This window comes from Streptomyces sp. NPDC093065, from assembly GCF_044754585.1.
GTDB lineage: Bacteria > Actinomycetota > Actinomycetes > Streptomycetales > Streptomycetaceae > Streptomyces.
The window spans coordinates 38,141-60,302 of the sequence record NZ_JBIVPJ010000033.1 but is presented as its reverse complement, the minus strand read 5'-3'; the positions used below and the strand labels follow the sequence as shown (position 1 = coordinate 60,302).

The window sequence follows — 22,162 nt, the reverse complement described above, 5'->3', positions numbered from 1 at the left end:
TCTCAACGCCCGCTCACGAGAGTGATCCCGCCATCGACGCGCAGCTCCACTCCCGTGACATACGCCGAGCGGTCACTGGCGAGGAAGAGGGCAGCGTTGGCGACGTCCCACGCCTGCCCCATGCGCCCCATCGGCACCCGGCGCTCCCGCTCGCGCCACAGTTCCTCTGTGTCGGCACTGTCGTAGGCGTCGGTCAGTCCGGCCACGTTGGTCACCATCGGCGTCTTGATCAATCCGGGGAGGATGGCGTTGACCCGCACGTTCCGCGCGGCGAACTCCGCCGCCGTGGTGCGCGTCAGGTGGTTGAGGGCGGCCTTGCTCGTGTAGTACGAAGCGGCGGCATAGCCCATCCACCGGACGCCGGCCAGCGAGGAGATGTTGACGATGCTGCCACCGCCGGCCTCGGCCATGTGCGGGATGACGTGCCGCATGGTGTTGAAGGCACCGGTCACATTCACCCGCATCACCCGCTCCCAGTCGGCCGGGTCCAGGTCCGTGACACCGCCGACCACACCGATGCCGACGTTGTTGTCCAGGACGTCGATGCGACCGTGCGCGTCGATGACCGCGTCGACGGCTCGCTCGACCTGGGCCAGGTCCGTGACGTCGAAGGCCACAGCGGATGCCGCGTGTCCTTCGTCCCTGATCAGCTGCGCCGTGTGCTCGGCCGACGACTCGTCGATGTCGGCGCAGACGACCTGCGCCCCTTCGCGGGCGAAGGTGATCGCAGTGGCACGGCCGTTGCCGATTCCCTCATCGCCGTCGACGCCTGCGCCGACCACCAGGGCAACCTTGTTCTTCAGCTCATCCATGTCTTGGTCCTTCCCTCCGTCGCACCGTGGCTGTACGCGGTGCGACGGAGAATTGAGGTGTCTGGGTGCGCCATGTCCCCAGCGCGGTGTTCACGGGCAGACGACGTCACCGACGGGGGTCAGAGAGCCGCCGTCGTTGCGGAGCAACTGCTCGCACTGGAGGACTTCGTGGTCCTCGGCGCTGAGCTCGATGGTTCCGTACCATGGACCGTCGGCCGTCATGTTCAGGGAGTCATGAGCCTTCATCAGACTCTCGCGGGTCAGATCCTTGCCCGCGTCCTTCAGGATCTGCTCAAGCACCATGCCGTTGGCGATACCGGTGAACGCCGTCTTGTTCGGGCCGAGGCCCTTGCCGTACTTCTTGAGGATGTCGCGGGCCGCCGCGACGCCGGGCTCGTCGGAGTCACCGGGCTTGAGGGCGTTCACGGTGATGATTCCCTCCGCGGCATCGCCGGCCGTCTCGATCACGGACGTGTCGAACCCGGTGGACTGGGTGATACGCGGCACGTCCCATCCGTCTCGCTGCATCGCCAGCAGTCCGAGCGACGTGAACTTGACGGATCCCAGAAACACGACGACCTCGGCGCCGGCCCGGCGGAGGGCTGCGATCTGGTTGGCCACGTCGGTGTCGGTGGTGTCGTAGGTCTCGGCTGCCACGAAGTCGTCGCCGTAGGCCTTCTGCCAGACTCCCGTCATGGTGTGGCCGATGTCGTCGTTCTGCAGGAGGACACCGACCTTCGCGTTCTTGTACTCGTTCCGGGCGAAGTTGATCAGTGCTTTCTGCTCGTTCTTGGTGGACGGCAGCATGAGGGAGACGTACGGCAGGACCGGCTCGACGAAGGTGTCCAAGCTGGTGTTGAGCAGCAGCGTGGGTACCTTCTGGTCGTTCATCTGCTTGTAGACGGACAGCTGCGTCGCTGATCCCACGCCCCCGACCAGGGCGAGGACCTTGTCGGAGACGACCAGCCGGGTCGTCTCGGTCACCGCCTTCGCCGGGTCATAGGCGTCGTCGCGAACGATCAGCTTGATCTTCCGCCCATGTATGCCACCGTGAGCGTTGATCGAGTCGATGTAGGCCTGAAAGCCCTTCGCGGCGTCGGCATTCGCCGCGAGCGGTCCGCTGAGCGGCGCGGTCATACCGATCACGATCGAGTCGTCCGTCACGCCCGGGGTGCTGTCGGCTTCGTCTCCGCCTCGTCCGTCGCAACCGGCGAGGACGACTGCCGTGGCGGACATCAGGGCGAGCGCCCGCATGGTGGGGGTGATTCTCATGCTGTTCCTTCTGGGAGGGTGGATGCCTGGTCTCGCGGGAGTTTCCGCGAGACGGCGGACGGAAGGGGGAGGGCGCGTCCGGCCTTCGTCAGGAGACCGACGACGCCGTCGCGGGTCGCGATCAGGACGCCGATCAGGATCAGCGCGAAGACCGCCTGGGGCGACAACGCGAGTCCGTCGGCTCCGACGAAGGATCCAAGATCGATCGGTGACACATGAGCGTTGAGCTGGAAGATCAGCAACGCGCCCAGAAAGGACCCCGCGATCGAACGGACGCCGCCGACCACGACCATCGTGAGGAACTGGATGCCGTAGAAGAGCCCGAAGCTGTCCGGGCCCACGAAGCCGACCGTCATCGCATAGAGGGAACCCGCGATGCCGGCAAGGACCGAGCCGAAGACGAATGCGGTGATCTTGACGCGGCTCGCGCTCACACCGCTGCCCGCGGCCGCGATCGGACTCTCGCGAACGGCGTTGAGCGCGAGCCCGACCGCGTCTCGCAGGACGTTGTAGGTGAGCAGCACGACCAGTACGACACAGACGAGCGCCAGGACGTACTCGCCCGTCGCCTGATCACCGGGCAGCGGCACGTCGGGCACGATGATGCCTTGGGTCCCACCGGTGAGACCGCCGTAGTGCTTCAGGACGATCGGCAGGATCAGGGCGAACGACATCGTCAGGACGGCGAGGAAGATGCCTTCGAAGCGCAGGGCGACGAGCCCCAGGAACAACCCGACCAGGCCGCAGAGCGCTGCGGCGATCGGCAGGGTGAGGAGAATCGGCCAGCCGTGGTGGACCGACAGGATCGCACTGACGTAGGCGCCCAGACCCACCACAGTGCCCTGAGCGAGGTTCAGTTCACCGGCCCAGCCGACGATGACGTTCAGTCCGAGCACGGCGATGCCCAGGATGAGGACCTGGGTCACGTCGAGAAGGGGCATGAAGGCCGGGGCCGCTATGGCGGGAGGGACGAGAGCCGCGGTCGCCGCGAGCCGACGGCCGCCCCCGGCCATCGTTCCGGCGAGGTATCCGAGCAGCCAGCACAGGCCCAGCGCGAGGGCGCCGGGGAGGAACACCAGGGGGTAGGTGATCCCCAGACCTGCGGCCGAACCGGCGGCGGCCACGATCACTGACCGCCGATGCGCGGTGAGAGCAGTCACACCTTCACCGCCGTCCGCTTGCCGAACAATCCGGCCGACCGCACCGCGAGAATCGCCACGATGACGATGAAGGTCGTGACGGTACTCAGCTCGGTTCCGATGAACGAGACACGGGTCGCGAGCGAGTTGAGCACTCCGAGGAGGAGCCCGCAGACGACGGCGCCCGCCGCACTGGTCATCCCTGCCAGCACCATGGCGGTGGTGGAGAACAGCAGGACGGACGTCATCATGTTGGCGTCCAGAAGCAGGAGGTTCGCCGCCAGCATTCCCGCGATCGCCCCGACCGCCGCCGACAGCCCCCAGCCGACCGAGACGATGCCTTTGACGCTGATGCCCATCAGAGGGGCCGCCTCCGCGTTCGACACCACCGCGCGCATCGCCAGCCCGAGCTTCGTGAACCGGAACAGTGCGGTCAGAGCCACCACCACGATGGACGCGACCACGAAGATCCCGACGGTGACCCAGCTGAGACGCACCCCGCCGATCTGGAGGACACCCGCGGGGAACGGCGTCGGGAACGAGCGGGCTTCGGACGCCCACCACTCATGGGACAGCGCGTTGAAGAGGAGGTAGAGGCCAAGGGTCACCATCAGCACCGACAGATGGGGCAAGCGACTGGTCGGCCGTATGAAGACCAGCTCCACGACACCCCCGAGCAGGAAGGCGCCGAGCACCGTGAGGGTGAAGCCCAGCCAGTAGGGAAGGCCGAGACCCACGATCAGTGTCCACGCGACGAAGGTGGTGAAGGTCGCCATCTCACCCTGCGCGAAGTTGAGCACCCCTGTGGAACGGAAGATCAACACGATCGCGAGGGCGACCATCCCGTAGATCACGCCACTGGCCAGCCCGTTGGCTATGAGTTGAAAGGTCATGGTCAAGCCCCCAGATAGCTGTCGCGAATCGCCGCGTCGTTCATGAGGTCGTCGCGGGTCCCGTGGACGGCTACCACCCCATTGCGCAGCACGTAGCCCGATGAGCAGATCGACAGGGCGATCGAGGCGTCCTGCTCGATGACGAGGGCGGCCAGGTCGAGCTGGCGGCAGATGTCCCCAACGATCCCGTAGACCTGGTCCACGATCTTCGGAGCCAGGCCCAAGGACGGCTCGTCGAGCAGCAGCAACCGAGGCTCCGACATCAGTGCCCGTCCGATGACCATCATCTGCTGCTCACCGCCGGAGAGAGTGCCGGCGGTCTGGTCCCGACGGTCCCGCAGGATGGGGAAGAAGTTATAGACCGCGTCGAGCTTCGACGCCAGGGAGCGCGACCCCCGCAGCCGGTACGCACCCAGCCGCAGGTTGTCGAGGACCGTCAGATCGCCGAAGATCCCCCGGCCTTCCGGAACGCAGGCGACACCTTGGCGCGCGATCCGGACAGCACTCGTGCCCGCCAGCGAACGGCCGTCCCACAGGATCTCTCCGCGGGCCGGCCGGACCTGTCCGGTGACGGACTTGAGAGTGCTCGACTTGCCGGCGCCGTTGGCGCCCATCAGCGCCACGATGCTCCCGTCCCCGACGGTGAGCGAGATGCCACGGACGGCCTCGACGGCGCCATAGGTGACATGGAGGTCCCGGATCTCAAGCATGGCTGTCCCGTCGGTCTCGGCCGAGATACGCCTCCAGGACCTGGGGATCGTTCCGGATCTCCGCGGGCGTGCCCTCAGCGATCAGACGCCCGTGGTGGAGCACCACCACCCTGTCGCTGACACTCATGACCATCGACATGTGGTGCTCCACGAGCAGGACCGACATCGTGAAGCGGGTGTTCAACGAGGAGACGAGACCGGAGAGTTCGTCCAGATCGCGCTGCGGAAGGCCGGCGGCCGGCTCGTCCAGCAGCAGAAGCCGTGGTTCCGAGACCATGGCCCGGGCGATGTCCACCTTCTTCTGCGTCCCGTACGGCAGCTCGGAGACCTCCCGGTCCCAGAGGGCGTCGAGCCCGAACTCCCGTGCCACCCAGTGCGCCCTCTCGGAGGCGGCAGCACGCTCTCGCCGCACACGCGGAAGCCGTGCGGCGTGTGCCAGTGCCGTGCTCCTCCGCAAGGAGTGATAGCCGACGGTGAGATTCTGGCCCACCGTGAGCGAGGGGAACACCTGAAGGCCCTGATAGGTCCGGGCGATCCCGGCCCTCACGATCTCGTGCCGTCGCAGCGCGAGGAGGTCCGTGTCGGCGAACCGGACACGACCGCTCGCAACCGGCGCCAGCCCGCAGATCGCGTTGAATGCCGTCGACTTGCCGGCTCCGTTCGGCCCGATAAGCGAAACGATCTCTCCGGGGGCGACACCGAAGGTCACATCGTCCAGCGCCGTCACACCGCCGAAACGGACCGTGACGGACTCCAGCCGCAACGCGGCGCTCAGCGAGGACGGCCGGCGCTGCTGCTCGGCCGGGGTGAAGGACGCTGCCATGAGTCGTCCTCTCGTGTCGTAGGTCACATGGACCTGAGGGAGATTACGGACAGCCTGCCGCCCCAACCACGGAGCGAATTCCAAAGACCGCCCGCATCCGTTGTTCCGAATTCCAACGGTGATCGGCTCCGATGCGGCGCCAGGCACATGCCATGTCGAAGATCGCGTACTGGATCTCCCGCGCCGGCGGTCGGTGACTGTCGAAGACTCCAAGTGGATGCCGGACATGTTGGAGCCGCCGCAGATGACGACACGTTCTCCTGGCCGGACAGTGGAAGCCCCCATGACCGCAACGGCGCACGAAGAAGGAAGCGGAAGCGTTGAATGACAACGACGTCGTGATCGTGGCCACCTCGATGACGTCCTTCGGCCGTCACGACGACACCACGGTCAAGCAACTGAGCCACCAGGCAGTAGACGAGGTGCTGGCGCTGTCGGGCCTGCAACCGGAGCAGATCGGGGTGGGCGTCTTCGCCAACGCCACCTGGGGCGCGCTCGAGGGCCAGTTGATGGCCGGCGGCCAGATCGCTCTCCGTGAGGCCGGAATCAGCGGTGTGCCGATCTTCAATGTGGAGAACGCGTGCGCGGGTGGTGCGAGCGCACTCCACCTCGCGATCAGCCAGGTGCTCGGCGGATTCGCCGACATCGGCCTCGCGGTAGGCGTGGAGAAGATGAACGTGGGCGACAAGTCCCGCTCGTTCGCTGTCTTCGACGGAGCGTACGACGTCGAAGATCCGGACGGCCTGTGGCGCGAGCTGGAGGAGCTCGGCGGGTCCGCTCCGGTGGCCGGGGAAGGCCGGCGCTCGGTGTTCATGGACATCTACGCCGCGACCGCGCGGGCGCACATGAAGGAGTTCGGCACCACGGCGCGACAGATCGCCGCAGTGGCATCGAAGAACCACGCGCATGCCGTCGACAACGACAGGGCGTTCTTCCGCGCACCGATATCGGTCGACGACGTACTGCAAGCCCGCGCGCTCGCCCATCCCCTGACCGTCCCGATGTGCTCGCCGATCACGGATGGTGCGGCGGCGGCCCTCGTCACCTCACGTCGGGTCGCCCGGCAGCTGGGCCTCCGCGACGACGTGACAGTCCTCGCCACCACCGTCGCATCGGGCCGGCCCCGGCGTGCGACCGACATCGATGAGCACGTGACCACGCGAGCCGCCGACCGCGCCTACCGGGCAGCCGGGCTCGGACCGGGCGACGTGGATGTGGCCGAGGTGCACGACGCGACGGCATTCGGAGAGATCATGGCATTGGAGCGGACGCGTCTGTGCGAGCCTGGGCGCGGTGGTCCCGACGCGGAGGGTGGCCGCACGAGTCTCGGTGGCGAGCTCCCGGTCAACCCCTCGGGCGGCCTGGAGTCCAAGGGCCACCCCTTGAGCGCGACAGGACTCGCACAGATTCATGAGCTCGTCGGACAGCTCCGTGGAGAATGCGGATCCCGGCAGGTCGACGGCGCACGGACTGCCCTCGCCGAGAACGGCGGAGGCTTCCACCGCGGCGAGGAGGCCGTCGCAGCGGTGACCATCCTGGGGAGGTCGGCGTGACGCTCGTGACCGACCTGTTCGACCGCGGCTGGAAGATCGCCCCGGACTCGGTCGCCTACGTCAAGGGCGAACGCACCTGGACGTACGACGAGGCCGGCCGGAGATCGTGCGCGATCGCTCATCGGCTGCTGGCCCAGGGCTTCCCTCCGGGCAGCAAGTTCGGCGTGCTCGCGCCCAATGATCCGGAGGGATGGATCATCGTGCTGGGGCTGTGGCGCGCCGGCATGGTCTGGATCCCGATGAATCCGGCGAGCCCACCCGAGACCCTTGCGAATCTGTTCACCGGGTTCGACGGCGACGGGATCTTCTTCCACGAGTCGCTCGCCGAGAAGTTCGCGGCCATGCAGGAATCGGCGGGCACGGAGATGTTCAGCCTGGCGTTCGGTCCGACGCGGCCTGGACTGCCGGGCCTGGACGAGTGGATCGGGGACGCCTGCGACCATCGGCCGGAGCTCGAGGCCGACCCCGACGACGTCGTCGCCATCTTCCCGACGGGTGGCACGACCGGCAGTCCCAAGGGCGTGATGAACACGCACCGCTCGTTCTCCGTCACCTTCGCCCACATCCTGCTGGCCTTCCCCTACGAGCCCGACCGCCCGCCGGTCAACCTCGCCGCGGCGCCGCTGACGCACTCCTCGGGGATGCTCTCGCTGGTGACCTCCGCACAGGGCGGCAAGGTGGTGGTCCTCGAACGCGCCGAGCCCCGGGCCATCCTCCAGGCGATCGAGGACCACTCGGTCACCGAGGTCTTCCTGCCGCCGACCGTGATCTACAGGTTGCTCGAGCAGCCGGATCTCTCCGAACGGGACCTCAGTTCGCTGCGGTACCTCATCTACAGCTCCGCACCGATGTCGGTCGAGAAGCTCAAGAAGGCGCTGACCGTCTTCGGGCCGGTGCTGACCGAGTCCTACGGTCAGGTCGAGGCATTCGCCGGCATCTCGTTCCTCCAGCCGTCCGAGCACTTCCAGGACGGCGTTCCCAGGACTGACGGGCGCCTGGCCTCCTGCGGGCGCCCCTACCCGTTCGTGCGCGTGGAGATTCGCCGAGACGGCAGGACGATGGGCGCGCACGAGACGGGAGAGATCTGCGTCAAGGGCGATCTGGTGATGAAGGGCTACTACGGCAACCCCGAAGCGACAGCCGAGGCGTTGAAGGACGGCTGGCTCCACACCGGCGATGTGGGCCACATGGACGAGCACGGCTACCTGTACATCACAGACCGCGCGAAGGACGTGGTGATCTCCGGCGGGTTGAACGTGTACCCGACCGAGGTGGAGCAGGTCCTGTGGTCGCACGCGGCCGTCCAGGACTGCGCGGTCGTGGGCGCACCGCATCCCGACTGGGGCGAGGAACTGGTCGCCGTGGTCGAGCTCAACGACGGGATGAGTGTGTCGGCGAAGGAACTCATCGCGCTGTGCAAGCGGCGGCTCGGCTCCTACAAGGCGCCCAAGCGCGTCGAGTTCGTCGGCGACCTGCCGCGCAGCGTCAACGGCAAGGTCCTCCGGCGTGAGGTCCGTCAGTCTTTCTGGAGGGGTCTTGAACGCAGTATCTGAATCACCGGGAGCGTTGACCGGACAGGTTGCCGTCGTGACGGGGGCGGGCTCGCACGACGACGGGATCGGCAACGGCCGCGCCAGTGCGGTCCGCCTCGCCGAGGCCGGAGCCGGTGTCGTCCTCGTCGAGATCGATGAAGAGCGCGCACGCACGACGCAGAAGATGATCGAGGCTGCAGGAGGGATCGCCGTCGTCGAGGTGGCCGACGTGAGCAGCCCGACCAACGTCGCACGGCTGATGGAGTCCGTGATCACGCGCTGGGGCCGTGTCGACGTCCTGGTCAACAACGTCGGCGTGGCCGGCCCGGCCGGCACGGCCGAGACCGTCGACCTTGCGGCCTGGAGCAGGTGTTTCGAGGTCAACGTCACGTCGATGGTGCTGACGTCACGCGAGGCGATTCCCCACATGCGTCGCCAGGGCGGCGGAACGATCATCAACATGAGCTCTGTCGCGGGCCTGCGCGGGCTCTCCCCCGCTGCGGCCTACAGCACGACGAAAGGCGCGGTCGTGGCACTCTCGCAGTCAATGGCCCTGGCGCACGGACGCGACGGCATCCGCGTCAACGTGGTTGCGCCGGGTCTGGTCCATACGCCGATGGTCGGTTCGGGCGTCGATGAAGCGGGCCGGGCCCGTCGGGCCGCCGCAGGCGTCCTGGGAACCGAGGGCACTGCCTGGGACGTCGCGGACGCCGTGGCGTTCCTGGCCGGACCGGGCTCGCGCTGGGTCACCGGCTCCGTGCTGGCCGTCGACGGCGGGCTGATCGGAACCACGATCCCGACCGACCTGCCGTCCGCTGCCGGCCTCGGCTCGACGAGCGGGGCACCGGGCTCCCTCGCGACGAGCGGCGGTGCCTCCTGATGCGCGCGGTGCAGATCACCTCCCTGGCCGGTCCTGAGGCCGTGAGCGTCGGTGAGGTCGACGCCCCATCGGGCACGGGAAAGGTGCTGATCCAGGTCAAGGCCGCCGGTGTGTCGTTTCCGGAGGTGCTGCAGTCGCGGGGGCAGTACCAGACGAAGCCGGCGTTGCCCTTCGTTCCGGGTGCCGAGTTGGCCGGTGTCGTCGTCGAGGCACCCGCGGAGTCGGTGTTCTCACCTGGTGATCGGGTGGCCGCTCTGAGCGCGGTGGGAGCCTTCGCCGAGCAGGCGGCAGTCGATCCGCGGTACGTCTTCCCCCTGCCCGACCCGGTTTCGTTCGAGACGGGCGCCGCGGTCATCCTCAACTACGGAACCGCCTATTTCGCCCTTCTCCGGCGTGGCCGTCTCCAGGCCGGCGAGTCGGTGCTCGTACACGGTGCGGCCGGCGGGATCGGAACGGCGGCGATCCAGGTCGCCAAGGCGTTCGGTGCCGGGCGTGTGACGGCTGTGGTGTCGACAGCGGCGAAGGGAGAGGTCGCGACGGCGGCCGGAGCCGACGACTACGTTCTGGCCGACGGATTCCGCGACCGGCTCGCCGGCGCCACGTTCGACGTGGTGGTCGACCCCGTCGGTGGCGATCGGTTCACCGACTCCCTGCGCCTGCTGGCCGAGGACGGACGCCTGCTGGTGATCGGCTTCACCGCCGGTGCCATCCCCGAGGTCAGGGTGAATCGGCTTCTGCTCAGCAACACGTCGGTGGTCGGGGTCGGGTGGGGCCCGTCCGTCCTGGCGCGTCCGGACCGGTTGCGGCGTCAGTGGGACGCCCTTGCCCCCCACTTGGCGACCGGTGCGCTGGAACCGGTCGTCTCGTCCGTGCGGCCGATGGAGCGGATAGTCGAGGCGTTGCTGGAGATCGACGAGCGGCGAGCTACCGGCAAGGTGATCGTCACTCCCTGATCGGCCGTCGGCCTTCACCTGGTCAGCGTCGTCCGGTGGCGCTCGTGGCGCGAGCCATGTCGTGCGGAACTCGTGCGCCACGCGGCCGGCGTCCACGCAATGCGCGTCGGCGGTCTTGGCGCCGCACCTGACGGCCGCTAAGGTCCGGACCAATCGCGTCCGGCCGGTCGCTGTCCCAGGTTCTGCTGTGCTCCTACCCCACTGCGGAGGAAGCCGATGGCGGGTTTGTACTCGAAGGACCGTTCGCACCAACCGGTATCGGTGCGTGTGCGCACTCTCGTCGCCCTGGCGGCGGCGTGCGCGGCAGCATTCACCGCCGCGGCGCCGACCGCCGCGGCGCGGGGGGCTGCACAGGCGGGGCCGGGCCTGACGGCCGCCGCCTCGGGTCTCGGCTACGTCGCGATGGGCAGCTCCTTCGCAGCCGGGCCGGGGATTCCTCCGGTGCAGGACAGCGGCGGTGCCTCGGCGTGCGCCCGGTCGGGCGCCAACTACCCGAGCATCGTGGCCCGGGAGATCGGGGCGAACCTCACGGACGTCTCGTGCAGCGGCGCGACCACCGCGAACATCTTGACGGCCAGTCAGTCCGGGCAGCAGCCGCAGGTCCGGGCCGTAACCGCGGAAACCCGCGTGGTCACCGTCACGATCGGTGGCAACGATGTCAACTACCTGGGCAGCATGAACGCCTATTCCTGCCAGAGCGGCGGCGGCGCCAACTGCGGCACGGTGGACCGGAACGCGATCAACCAGGCCTTCCCTGCCCTGGCCGGGCGGATCGGGAACATCGTGACGGCCATCCGCAGCACGGCACCCCAGGCGCACGTCTATCTGGTCAACTACTTCACCCTCCTGCCGGCCTCCGGGGTGTGCGCCAACGTTCCGCTGACCGATGACCAGGCGACGTTCGAGCGCGGCATCGCCTCGCGCCTGGCGGAGGCCACCGCGGCAGCGGCAGCCGACACACAGGCCACCTTGGTCGACCTGGCTGCCGCGAGCCGTGGACACGACGCGTGCTCGGGGAGCCCCTGGGTGGAGTCGTACCGTCCGGCGGCGGGCCGGGCCACCTACCACCCCAACGAGGCCGGGATGAGAGAGGCGGCCGCCCTCGTACAGTCCGCCGTGGCGGCCGGCGGGCAGACGGATACGGTCACGTTCCGCTCAGGGATCGCGGGCAAGTGCATCGACGTGCGGAACTCCGGAACCGCCGACGGCACGCCCGTGCAGCTCTACAGCTGCAACGGCACCAACGCGCAACGATGGACGTATGTGCCTGGCGCGGGCGGCACACTGCGGGCCCTGGGCCGCTGTCTCGACGTGAGCGGCAGCGGGACCGCGAACAGGACCAAGGTCCAGCTCTGGCCGTGCAACGGCACCGGCGCCCAGCGCTGGGTGACGGGACCCGACTCCTCACTGGTCAACCCGCAGTCCGGGCGATGCCTGGACGATCCGGGGAGTTCCAGCGCGGACGGAACGCAGCTGCAGATCTACGACTGCAACGGCGCGGCCGCCCAGCGCTGGACCCCGACCGCCTGACGCCGGACGCATGGGGTCCATCCAGCCGCCGGTGGCGACACCACGGCACCTGCCCCGCCCGCGTGGGTGCAGCACACCCACGCCCCCACGAGCCGACCGCATTAATGTCGTCACTGCGGACAGTGAGAACAAACCCGGTGACTGCCAGGAAGACATCCGTCCGACGAGAACGCCGACGGGGACACCGTCGAGGACAAGACCCCCCGGAGAAGGGTGACGCCCGATCATGAACACCTCCCTCGCCGACAGCGTGGGCACGTACGAGATCGCGGGGAAGAAGATCGCTCGCCTGGGCTTCGGCACCATGCGGTTGACCGGCCTCGGCATCTGGGGCGAGCCCGCGGACCGCGCCGAGTGCGTGCGTGTCGTGCGGCGTGCCGTCGAACTCGGCGTGCAGCTCTTCGACACCGCCAATTCCTACGGGCCCTATATCAGCGAGGAGATCATCCGGGAGGCCATCCATCCTTATCCGGAGGATGTACTGATCGCCACCAAAGCCGGCCTGACGCGCAATGGCCCGGACGTCATCAGGCAGGGAGACGAGCTGGTGCGCCTCGGGCCCAAGGCCTGGCCGCCGGTCGGCCGCCCGGAATACCTCCGTCAGGAGGCGCTGATGAGTCTGCGGCGGCTCGGCCTCGACCAGATCGACCTGTTCCAGCTCCATCGGGTGGACCCCAAGGTTCCGCTGGAGGAGCAGGTCGGCGAGCTGAAGAACCTCCAGGACGAGGGCAAGATCGTCGCGATCGGACTGTCACAGGTCACGGTCGAGCAGATCGAGCAGGCGCGACGGATCGCGGACATCGCCACGGTCCAGAACCGGTACAACGTCGCAGACCGGAGCTCCGCCGACGTGCTCGACCACTGCACCCGGCACGGCATCGGTTTCATCCCCTGGGCGCCCGTGGCCGCAGGCCGGTTGACGCGCCCCGGGGGGCCGCTCGACCACGTCGCCGCGGCGCACCACTCCACCCCCTCCAATGTCGCGCTCTCCTGGCTGCTGCAGCGCTCCGACGTCGTCCTGCCCATTCCCGGTACGTCCAAGGTCGCCCACCTGGAAGAAAACCTGGCCGCCTCCCGGCTCCGCCTCAGCGAAGCGGAACTGGCAGAACTCGACGCTGCCGCCTGAGCTCGGCCTTTCGTGCGGCCCGTCGGCTACTTCGGCGAGCCGGTCGGTTGTCCGGGCTGGTGGTGGGCGGGCCGATGGCCCGACGGGCTTCGGGCCGCGCCAAGGCGCCGGGATTCCCCTGCGGTTTCGCCGATCGGGGTGGGAGTCGCGCTGCACCGAGCCGGACTCCTGGGGCTCCGGGACACCGAGACCGTGCAGAGGCACCGACCGCTACGGCACCGCTGGCGCGATGCCTGGGAGGACGGCGTCCACTTGAGGTTGCACGCGCTCGCCGCGGATCGGCCCTGCCGACCAACTCCCGCTCGTCCAAAGTACGTAGGATCGAGTTCAGAGCCCGCTCCTGAACCTATATCAGCAGGTCAACCGATGTTAGTCTGAGACGGCCGCTTGCGGGAGACGTCCCGACGCCAGAGGGCGCGCGCCCGCCACACGATGAGGGGGGTGTCTACGGTGGCCCAGCCGGACGAGGAATGGTCCTGGCTCGAGGACCGGCCGGTGTTCACCACCCGCGGCGAGAGGGGCGGCAACGTCACCATTGTGCCGCCCGGTGCCGTACTCGAGCCCCTCACTCTGCGTTTCTGGCTCGGCGTGGCGTCGTTCGTTGTGAGCATCTCGCTGGCGGTCGTCGGCACCGGGCTCGTGATCTCCGGCCCGTCAGGAGCATCACCCCCGAGAGGCTGGTGGTGGCTGGCTCTCGCGATTCCGGCGACGGGACTGGCGCTGTTCTCCTTCGCCGGCATCTATGTTGAGGGCATGCCGCGGATGATGCGCGAGCGACCGCGTAATCTGCTCCTGCTGGCCGGCCTGCTGGGCGGGTGCACGCTGGGCCTCGCGGTGCTGGCTGCGCTGGGCGGCGCGGAAGGCGTCATGCCGGCGACAGCGGTATCGGCGGTCGCCTGTGCGGTCACCGCGCTGTACGCCGCACGCGGGATACGCCGGGCGCGGACGGACGTCATGCGCATCCTCCGTCTCCGCGCCACGGGAACGGCACACACGGGGGTGATCGCGGCACTCCCGGACCGCAAGACCTGGAGCCACGGCGGCGACGTTCCGATCCGCTATCGGGACGACGGCGACGAAGCCGAGCACACGGTCACCGTACGGGTGAACACCTGGGCACACGAGATCCCGGTTCCCGGGACGCACGTGATCGTGCACAGGGACGAGGAAGGCGATCTGCTCGTCGAGCTCGACACGACCCACCCCGTCGAGTACTACCCCCACAGTCAGTTGTACGAACAGGACACCAGCGGCGGCGGCAGCATGTGAGGCGTGGAGAAACATGTTCATCGCTGAGCCGACTGCCCCGTTCGCATCCCGGGATCGCTGATCGCTACCGTGCTGCCGGTGATCTGTGATGCTGAGGGAGAGCCGTCGCGGGCTCGCGGTGCATGAACCGTGGCCGGGACAGAGTCATCCTCGGCGGCGGCGCGGTCGGTCGTGTCGGCCGGGGCGACCATGACGAACTGCGGCGGACAGGCCTTGACGGATGGGGAATCGATCACGGTCCCGGCAGCAGGCCGGGCCGGCCGACCGGCCACGCATTGATGCGGCTTGAGGCGCCCGTGCCGGGGAGCCGCCAACCGCGCGGCGATCAGTCGCTGCGACCAGCCGCCGTGCGAAGTCGGCGGGGACTGCTGGCCGCCACGGGTCATCGTCGCCCCACCCGCTCGGCGGAGCGCGCGTCAGAACCCGGTGCGGGGCGTATAGGCGGCCTCAAGCCGGTCGATCTCGCTTTGAGTGAGGCTGAGGTCGAGGGCGGCGACGGCGTTGTCGACATGGTGGGACTTGGTCGCGCCGATGATCGGTGCGGAGACTGCGGTCTTGTCCGCGATCCAGGTTGCCCATCCGCCTCGGGCCGAACCGCCTGTCCGGCCGGCGGCCTGGTTGACGCGTGGCCCGCGCAACCGGTCCCGCTGGCCGTGACCCCGGCACGGCAGAGGTGGACGCCGAGTTCGCCGGTATGCCCGACACCTCACCGCCTGCCGTGCACGGATTTGTCAGGCCTGCGCCTCGCACGTGAAGGTGGGTGCCTCCGTGCCGTCGTAGCCACTGAGTATGTACTCGAAGACGTCGACCCGGTCCACCAGGATCGGACGGTACCCGTAAGGAGCACTGTCGAACGTCACCTTGTCACCGTCGACGGTGGGGACGAACGGCCAGAAGCTCTCTATCGTCTCGCCCTCCGGCAGGGTGCCCTTGACGTTCCATGCGTTGATCGTCACGGGGCCCGTGTTCTTCACCGCGACGGTCACTCGGTACCTGCCGTCGGGATAGTGAGCGGCCTCGTAGACGTCCGCGCTGCAAGTAGCCGTGTCCTGGGCTGCCGTACTGGCGGTCGCGGTGCCGGAGCCGAACCCGACGAGAAGGGCCGCGGAGAGTGCCGCGCCGCACGCGGCCGCCAGCGAGCGCTTGCGGAATAAACGGGCCGGTCCGGAGGTGGGGGGAGTGGTCTTCATGACACCGTCCTTCGTTGTTGCCGCACACGGCGGCACTGTCCCGACCGAGCCGGGGCCGACGCCGCGGACGCGCGCAGCACCGATGAACGTTCCGGTCAGCAGGCCCTGTGCTCGCCGTGTGACGTGAGCGTGGACTGAGTCTTGTGGGAATGCGTTCAACTTTCAAGTACCCATGTGCAACAGAGGAATTCAGGTGCTCAAGACACTTCCGCGCACGTCGACGCCCGGGCACGCATGTGAGGCGGGTCTCGTCCCGGCACCGGACTAGTGACCGACGTGTCATTGTTGGTTGAAACATGAGGTATGTCACCAGGGCTCTGGGCCCCATCGGAACCGTATGCGTCCTTGGTGGAAGTGTCGCCGGCCTGTTCGCGGCGCGCGTTCTCTCGGACCACGCCGAGCGGGTCGTCGTCCTGGAGCGTGACCGTCCCGCCGACGGCACGCGTCCCCGCCCGTCCGTACCCCAGGGCAGGCACGGACACTTTTTGCAGCCGCAGACGCTGCCGCCGGTCGAGCAGTGGTTCCCGGGGATCACGGACGACCTGCTCGGGCTCGGCGCCCTCCTGGCGCCCCCCGGTCACCACGAGCTCTTCGTCGACGGCTCCCCCATCGACTTTCCGGCCGTCACGATGCTCATGGCCACGCGACCGCTCCTGGAGAACGAGCTCCGTCGACGTGTCGAGTCCCTGACGAACGTCGAGTTCCTGCGTGCCCGGGTGGCCGGGGTGGCCTTCGCGGACCGGGCGGCCCGCGCCGTCATGTATCACCCGTGGGAAGGCGCCGGTTTCGCGGAACCGCGGTCCTTCGAGGCCGATCTCGTGGTGGACGCGATGGGCAGGGGCAGCCGCCTGGCCAAGTGGCTGGAAAAAGGCGGTTTTCCGGTCCCGGACACGCAGCGGGAGACCATCGACGTCCACTACACGACAGCCCTGTTCACCCGGGCCCGGGTGCCTGATGTCACCTGCGCTCTCGACCAGTTCACCCCGGGAGGCACGCGGCCGGTGGAACATTCCCACGGCGGCAGTCCGTTGTCCGCCGTGGCCGCCTATGCCGTGGAGGACGACCAGTGGCAGGTCGTCGCCATCGGGGGACCGCGCCGGAGGAAGATCTCCCATCAGGACATTCGTGAGATCTGCGCGGGACTCCCGAAGGTGTTCCAGGAAGCGACCGAGGGCGAAGCCATCGGCGCCCCGGAGAGCTTCTCCTACGCGCAGAGCATGCGGCGGGGTCTGCGGGACGGGGCTCGGTTCCCGGGCGGGCTGCTCGACATAGGAGACTGCGTCGCGAGCTTCAACCCCGTCCACGGACAGGGTGTGTGGTCGGCCGTCCGACAGGCTTCGTTGCTGGCGGACCATCTGGCCGAGAACGCGGACCCGCTGGGCACACTCGACGCGTTCATCGCGGCGCGGGACAAAGCCGTCGACGAGATCTGGTCCTCGGAGGAAGCGAACACCTGAGACGCCCCGGGACGGTCACGTCCCCTGTCCGGCTTCCTCGCACAACGCGCCGGTGCACGGTGGCCGGTGAGACGCCGAGGGCTTGGCCGGTGTCGCCCATGTGCTCGCGCCGGCCGAATCGCGAGTCGGTGCCCGCCGGCCTTTCGGGTGGGCGCCGCCTCCGTGCTCGGCCCGCTTCTCCGCCTCGACGGCTTCTGCAGGCGCTCGGGGTGGCCGCCGACGACATGCCGGTCCATGCGGGGTCCGCGGGCCCGTCTCGTCCGCACTCCCGTCGCGACATCGTCGAGCAGGCAGACCACCGGAGGAGCTGCGAAGGTGCTGGAGAAGACCAGGGGCACGTCGGCGGTGCCGTCGTTCTACGGGAAGGGGTTCGGCTACCGCAGGTGGGGAGCGATGTGATCGTTGATCGTCTGGAGGAGGCGGGTGTTGTAGTCGACACCGAGTTGGTTCGGAATGGTCAGGAGAAGGGTGTCCGCGGCGGCGACGGCCGCATCGGCGGCCAGTTCCTTGGCTATGGTGTCCGGCTCGCCGATGTAGCTGCGGCCGAACCGGGAGACCGCTCCGTTGAGGATTCCGACCTGGTCGCGGTTGTTCACTGTGTCGCCGCCCCCGAAGTAGAGGCGGTCCTCGTCGCTGGTGATCGGCAGAACACTGCGACTGACGGACACGCGCGGGGTGAATGCGTGGCCCGCCGAGCGCCATGCCTCGCGATAGGTGTCGATCTGCTCGCGCTGGAGTTCGTCGAAGGGTGTTCCGGTGTCCTCGGACAACAGTGTGCTGCTCATGAGGTTCATGCCCCGCTCTGCCGTCCAAGCGGCGCTCGCGCGGGTGGAGGAGCCCCACCAGATACGTTCGGCGAGGCCCGGTGAGTGGGGTTCGACCAGGAGTCCGGTGACAGGGCCTGTCGTCGGATCGGTCGATGCGACGGGCTGTCCGGCGATGGCGCGCCGGAATTCCGCGGTGTGGTGGACGGCCATGTCGGCGTCGCTCATTCCCTTTGCGGGGACGTGTCCGAACGCCTCGTATCCGCGGAGCGCCACCTCCTGTGAGCCTCGGCTGAGCCCCAGTTGCAAGCGTCCGCCGCTGATGAGGTCTGCCGCGGCGGCCTGTTCGGCCATGGCGTACGGGTTCTCGTAGCGCATGTCGATGACGGCTGTGCCGATCTCGATCCGGTGTGTGCGTGTGGCTATGGCGGCGAGCAGTGGGAAAGGTGTGGATGCTTGTCGGGCGAAATGGTGGACGCGCACGGCTGCCATGCCGATGCCGATCTCTTCCGCGGCGATCGCGAGTTCGATGGTCTGGGTGAGTGCGTCGCGAGCGGTGCGGGTACGTGAGCCCCGCACCGGCTGGTAGTGGCCGAAGGAGAGGAAACCGAGAGTCTTCACTGTGGCGTCCCGTCGTGTGCCTTTGGTGGGTTGTCCAGGGGCGGCGCCCTCCTCGTACGCCCGGTGGGCGGACGGTGAGGGCGCCGGACCGCTCAGGCGACGGTCGTGTGGGGGTGTCGCCGTGCGTTGAGGCCGAGAGCGGCGACGCCGCTGGCGACGGCCACCGCGGCGGCGGTCCACCAGGAGATGGCGTAGCCGTGATGCGGGTCGGAGCCGGGCAGGGCGAGGAAGATGACGAGCAGGCTCACCCCGAGGACGGAGCCGATCTGGCTGGCCATGTTGACCACGGCGCTGCCGGTGGCCGCTTGATGTGCGGGGAGGTCGCGGGTCGCGGAGGAGAACATGGTGGGCAGTGCCAGACCCATTCCGAAGCCTCCGACGAGCCAGCCTGGGAGGATGTCGGAGGCGTAGTGGATGGCATGCCCGCCGGTGGAAGCGGTGATCAGGACGATGCCGACACCGGAAAGAAGAGCGCCTACGGCGGCGATGAGGCCCACGGGCAGCCGGAGGGCGAGTCGCGCGGCCAGCAATGAGGCGATGAAGACCATGCCCGGTCCGGGTGCCACGGCGAACCCCGTCCTGACGACCGACCAGTCGGCCTGCTGTTCGAGCCACTGGATGATGCCCAGCAACTGGAGCGTGAACGAGGCGTAGAACAGCAGGACTGCCGCGTTCGCCGAGGAGAACACCACGTTGCGGAAGATGCGGAGTTCCACGATCGGCAGGTGCGCGCGGGCCGAGCGGACGACGAACGCGATGAGCGAGACGGCGGCCAGGATCAGACTGCCGACTGTGGGAGCCGTGCCCCAACCCCAGTCGGGGGCCTTAACCAGCCCGACGGCGAGGGCTCCGACGGCCAGGATGATCAGCGCCCCGCCGAGGAGGTCGGGAATGCGGGTGCCGAGGTCGTGGCGGACGTTGGGGATCAAGGGGATCGCCATGACGATGGCGGCCAGGCACAGGGGGATGTTGATGAGGAAGATCCACTGCCAGGCCGCGTTCGCCAGCAGCCCGCCGGCCACGGGGCCGGCCGCAGCGGCGAGCGACCCGCTTGCCGCCCAGATCTGAACGTACTTGTGCACCTTGGCGGGCGGGGCCGTCGCAAGGACCAGGCCGAGACTGGCGGGAGTGAGCACCGCCGCACCGGCGGCCTGGATGACGCGGAACACGACGAGAATCCACAGATTCCCCGACAGCGCCGCGCCCAGGCTGGCCGCGGCGAACAGGCCGAGGCCGAAGATGAAGGCACCCTTGCGTCCATAGCGGTCGGCCAGTCGGCCTGCGGGGACCAGCAACGCGGCGAAGACGATGGCGTAGCCGTTCAGAATCCAGCTGAGGCCAGACAGGTCGCGTGTACCGATTCCGCGCCCGATCGGGTCGAGGGCGACGTTGACGATCAGCAGATCCAGCGAAGCCAGGAAGGTCGCCATCGCCAGCAGCGCCAGGACCAGCCCCGGCCTGCGGACGCTCGACGACGCGCCGGATTCGACGGCAGTGGATGTGTCCTGTCCGGGAGGCGGCTCGACGAGGGTCTGGTCGGGCGGAAGGCCGTCAGGCATAACTTCTCATTTCGGGCGATGCATGTCTGGTGGTCGGCAGGCGTAGCCTCGACTCCACCCCAGGTAAACGCAATCGTTTACCTGGGCACCGTAGCACGTCGCGGACAGCTAGGTAAACGCATTCGTTTACTAAATGGATGGGACCTCAGACCGCGGCACGGACATGGGGGCGGTCAGCGGCAGCCGGACTCTGCCCCTGAAAGGCGCTCCGGGGGTGTGAGAGCCGCTCGCCACGAGGCCGACTCCTGGCGCCACCCGCCCCCGTCGCGGCGACCCGCCCGATCCGGGACCGCCCGCGCATCGGCGACGCCCGGGTACTGGCGTCACGCCAGGCCCACGGGTACAGCGCCCGGCCGTGGCCGCAGGGGAGCGCCGAGCCGTCCCGGTGAACCGAGTGACAGCCAGGCGGGCCGCGCACGAGTGGACCGGGACCTCCCATGCGTGACGAGGCATTGTGGCGCGGCTCAGCGCGCGACCCCGGGAAGACGGACTGGTTGAACGAGTTGAACCGTTCTCGACGCAGCCGCCCTGCGGTGCCCTCTCGCCGTCAGTTCACGTCCGACAGTGCTCGTTCGAGCAGGATCTCTGCCACCGCCCGCGCGTGCCGACCGTAGTCCGCTTCGCCCAGCACCATGGCACGACTGGCTGCCCCGTCCGCGAGGGTGGCCAGTTGTTCCGCGAGTGCGAGAGGTTCGCGGCAGCCCAGCTGCGCCGCGGCGACGGCAAGCAGTTGCACCATTCGCAGCTTCTGCTCACGCGCGTAGGAATGGACCGCGCTCTCGGGGTCGGGGAACTCCGCGGCCGCGTCGATGAACGGGCATCCGCGCACCGGTCCCACGTCCGCCGGGAGCCGGTCGAACAGTTTGAGGATGCGTTCCCGCGCGGGGATGTCCTCGCGGGCCAGCACACTCTCCAGCGTGCCGCCCGTCAGCACGAGGCCCTTCAGATGGGCGACGACCAGGTCGTTCTTGGTCCTGAAGTGCGCGTAGAGCGTGCGCTTCGACACGGGCGCCTTCTCCGCGACCTGTTCCATGCCGGTCGCGTTGATTCCCTGGGCCGCGAACAGCTGGCCGGCGGCCGCCAGAATACGCTCCCGACCTCCACGTCCCTGCCGTCGGGCCACCGTGTCCGCTGCGCTCACACGTCGAGTATACGGTCACGTTTACCATGATGCGAAGGAACCGCACGAGCGGGCCGGTTTTCGGGAGAGGGGGCTTGATGCCGCATTCACGCCGCCGCGTTCACGCCGGGCCGGAAATGGTCCCGGTGGCCGTGAGATCCGCCAGCCATGAAGCGGGTGATCGCGGCGATCATGCCCCCCCTTCCCGACCCGTATCGCCGCACTGCGACTGGGCGTGACGTCTTCACGGTCGACCATGCATAACCACGCGGCACAGAGTGCCTTGCCGGCCACTTCAGTTGTCGGCGGTGGGGGGTGAGGTTCTTTTCGATCTTCGTGAGAATCCTGGCGACGAATGCCTCGCGGTGGCTTCCGGCAAGTTCGTTGGTCCGGTTGCCCTCGTCCACACCGGCAACGCCGGATCCGTGAGGTGGCGGGCCAGTACCCGCCGGTTCTTCAGCGGGCGGCCCGGCGTTCATGCGGCGGTGTTCTCGCCGTGCGTCTGGTCGAGTGTGGTGGGACATGCCCCGTTGCCCGCGGACGTGGCCAGGCGGATCAGCGTGTCCAGCCGCAGTTCCGCCGCCTGCAGTTCGGCGACCTTCGTGGCGGTGCGGGCGCGTTCCTCCAGCAGGCGGGCCAGCAGTGCGGGCCCAATGTGTTTGTCGTCGATAGCCGGCAGGAGGTCGGCGATCAGGGTGCTGCTGAGGCCAGCTGTATACAGCTCCCTGATCAGCCTTACGCGATCCGCGGCCACCGGTGCGTACACGCGCTGTCCGCCTGAGGTGCGCGACGACGACAGCAGGCCCTGGTTCTCGTAGTAGCGCAGAGCACGGGTTGAGACACCCACTCGCTCTGCCAGCTCACCGATCCGCACCGTGACACCCCGCTTCCTCTGCGTTACTCGACTTGCCCTTGACGCTGACGTCAAGTTCTAGCGTAGGCCAGGAACCCGCGGACAG

The 22,162-nt window shown here is 68.4% G+C and carries 20 protein-coding genes; 8 read left to right on the top strand and 12 right to left on the bottom strand.

Features of this window, described 5'->3' with window-relative positions:
* Nucleotides 1-2: 2 nt before the first annotated feature.
* From ACIQFU_RS35995 to ACIQFU_RS35970, 6 genes are all read right to left on the bottom strand, one after another.
* Entirely contained in the window at nt 3-812 is an 810-nt protein-coding gene (locus ACIQFU_RS35995) for an SDR family NAD(P)-dependent oxidoreductase (protein WP_402557344.1), read from the bottom strand.
* 90 nt (nt 813-902) lie between these two features.
* Nucleotides 903-2,084 (bottom strand): ABC transporter substrate-binding protein, encoded by a 1,182-nt coding sequence (locus tag ACIQFU_RS35990; RefSeq protein ID WP_402557342.1) that lies wholly within the window; start codon nt 2,082-2,084, stop codon nt 903-905.
* Nucleotides 2,081-3,244 (bottom strand): branched-chain amino acid ABC transporter permease, encoded by a 1,164-nt coding sequence (locus ACIQFU_RS35985; RefSeq protein WP_402557341.1) that lies wholly within the window; start codon nt 3,242-3,244, stop codon nt 2,081-2,083. The genes ACIQFU_RS35990 and ACIQFU_RS35985 overlap by 4 nt, the downstream gene beginning before the upstream one ends.
* Nucleotides 3,241-4,116 (bottom strand): branched-chain amino acid ABC transporter permease, encoded by an 876-nt coding sequence (locus tag ACIQFU_RS35980; RefSeq protein ID WP_402557340.1) that lies wholly within the window; start codon nt 4,114-4,116, stop codon nt 3,241-3,243. The genes ACIQFU_RS35985 and ACIQFU_RS35980 overlap by 4 nt, the downstream gene beginning before the upstream one ends.
* Nucleotides 4,117-4,118: 2 nt before the next feature.
* Nucleotides 4,119-4,826 carry an ABC transporter ATP-binding protein gene (locus ACIQFU_RS35975; RefSeq protein WP_402557338.1) on the bottom strand — a complete coding sequence of 236 codons (708 nt, stop codon included), beginning with the start codon at nt 4,824-4,826 and terminating at the stop codon, nt 4,119-4,121.
* A complete protein-coding gene (locus tag ACIQFU_RS35970; protein WP_402557337.1) occupies nt 4,819-5,649 on the bottom strand; it encodes an ABC transporter ATP-binding protein in 831 nt (276 codons plus the stop codon). Before ACIQFU_RS35970 ends, ACIQFU_RS35975 begins: the two co-directional genes overlap by 8 nt.
* Before the next feature lie 338 nt (nt 5,650-5,987).
* On the opposite strand from ACIQFU_RS35970, the gene ACIQFU_RS35965 reads away from it, so the two are divergent.
* The 7 genes from ACIQFU_RS35965 (at nt 5,988) to ACIQFU_RS35935 (ending at nt 14,492) form a co-directional block, all read left to right on the top strand.
* Nucleotides 5,988-7,202, top strand: a complete 1,215-nt coding sequence (locus ACIQFU_RS35965; protein ID WP_402557335.1) for a thiolase family protein — start codon at nt 5,988-5,990, stop codon at nt 7,200-7,202.
* Nucleotides 7,199-8,755, top strand: coding sequence for a class I adenylate-forming enzyme family protein (locus tag ACIQFU_RS35960; protein ID WP_402557334.1), 1,557 nt, complete (start codon nt 7,199-7,201; stop codon nt 8,753-8,755). Before ACIQFU_RS35965 ends, ACIQFU_RS35960 begins: the two co-directional genes overlap by 4 nt.
* 34 nt (nt 8,756-8,789) lie before the next feature.
* Complete coding sequence (locus ACIQFU_RS35955) at nt 8,790-9,614, top strand: SDR family NAD(P)-dependent oxidoreductase (protein WP_402557332.1); 825 nt, start codon at nt 8,790-8,792, stop codon at nt 9,612-9,614.
* On the top strand, nt 9,614-10,567 hold the full coding sequence (locus ACIQFU_RS35950; RefSeq protein ID WP_402557330.1) for an NADPH:quinone oxidoreductase family protein: 954 nt from the start codon (nt 9,614-9,616) through the stop codon (nt 10,565-10,567). Before ACIQFU_RS35955 ends, ACIQFU_RS35950 begins: the two co-directional genes overlap by 1 nt.
* Before the next feature lie 261 nt (nt 10,568-10,828).
* Nucleotides 10,829-12,097 (top strand): ricin-type beta-trefoil lectin domain protein, encoded by a 1,269-nt coding sequence (locus ACIQFU_RS35945; RefSeq protein WP_402557328.1) that lies wholly within the window; start codon nt 10,829-10,831, stop codon nt 12,095-12,097.
* Nucleotides 12,098-12,323: 226 nt separating this feature from the next.
* Entirely contained in the window at nt 12,324-13,223 is a 900-nt protein-coding gene (locus tag ACIQFU_RS35940; RefSeq protein ID WP_402557326.1) for an aldo/keto reductase, read from the top strand.
* Between the two features lie 441 nt (nt 13,224-13,664).
* The gene (locus tag ACIQFU_RS35935) at nt 13,665-14,492 is read left to right on the top strand and encodes a hypothetical protein (RefSeq protein ID WP_402557325.1); all 828 of its coding nucleotides are present in this window, start codon (nt 13,665-13,667) and stop codon (nt 14,490-14,492) included.
* Between the two features lie 416 nt (nt 14,493-14,908).
* On the opposite strand, the gene ACIQFU_RS35930 is transcribed toward ACIQFU_RS35935, so the two are convergent.
* Together ACIQFU_RS35930 and ACIQFU_RS35925 are read right to left on the bottom strand one after the other, a co-directional pair.
* Entirely contained in the window at nt 14,909-15,130 is a 222-nt protein-coding gene (locus ACIQFU_RS35930) for an aldo/keto reductase (RefSeq protein WP_402557323.1), read from the bottom strand.
* A 93-nt stretch (nt 15,131-15,223) separates the two neighbouring features.
* On the bottom strand, nt 15,224-15,682 hold the full coding sequence (locus ACIQFU_RS35925) for a cellulose binding domain-containing protein (RefSeq protein ID WP_402557322.1): 459 nt from the start codon (nt 15,680-15,682) through the stop codon (nt 15,224-15,226).
* Between the two features lie 296 nt (nt 15,683-15,978).
* Here ACIQFU_RS35925 and ACIQFU_RS35920 point away from each other — a divergent pair, with 296 nt between their 5' ends.
* Complete coding sequence (locus tag ACIQFU_RS35920) at nt 15,979-17,139, top strand: NAD(P)/FAD-dependent oxidoreductase (protein ID WP_402557320.1); 1,161 nt, start codon at nt 15,979-15,981, stop codon at nt 17,137-17,139.
* A 374-nt stretch (nt 17,140-17,513) separates the two neighbouring features.
* Here the strand turns inward: ACIQFU_RS35920 and ACIQFU_RS35915 are convergent, their stop codons facing one another.
* The 4 genes from ACIQFU_RS35915 to ACIQFU_RS35900 form a co-directional block, all read right to left on the bottom strand.
* On the bottom strand, nt 17,514-18,524 hold the full coding sequence (locus ACIQFU_RS35915; RefSeq protein ID WP_402557318.1) for an LLM class flavin-dependent oxidoreductase: 1,011 nt from the start codon (nt 18,522-18,524) through the stop codon (nt 17,514-17,516).
* A 92-nt stretch (nt 18,525-18,616) separates the two neighbouring features.
* A complete protein-coding gene (locus ACIQFU_RS35910; protein ID WP_402557316.1) occupies nt 18,617-20,083 on the bottom strand; it encodes an MFS transporter in 1,467 nt (488 codons plus the stop codon).
* Nucleotides 20,084-20,630: 547 nt separating this feature from the next.
* Entirely contained in the window at nt 20,631-21,224 is a 594-nt protein-coding gene (locus tag ACIQFU_RS35905) for a TetR family transcriptional regulator (RefSeq protein ID WP_402557314.1), read from the bottom strand.
* 454 nt (nt 21,225-21,678) lie between these two features.
* Nucleotides 21,679-22,077: a MerR family transcriptional regulator gene (locus ACIQFU_RS35900; RefSeq protein ID WP_402557313.1), complete on the bottom strand. Its 399-nt coding sequence runs from the start codon at nt 22,075-22,077 to the stop codon at nt 21,679-21,681.
* Nucleotides 22,078-22,162: the final 85 nt, after the last annotated feature.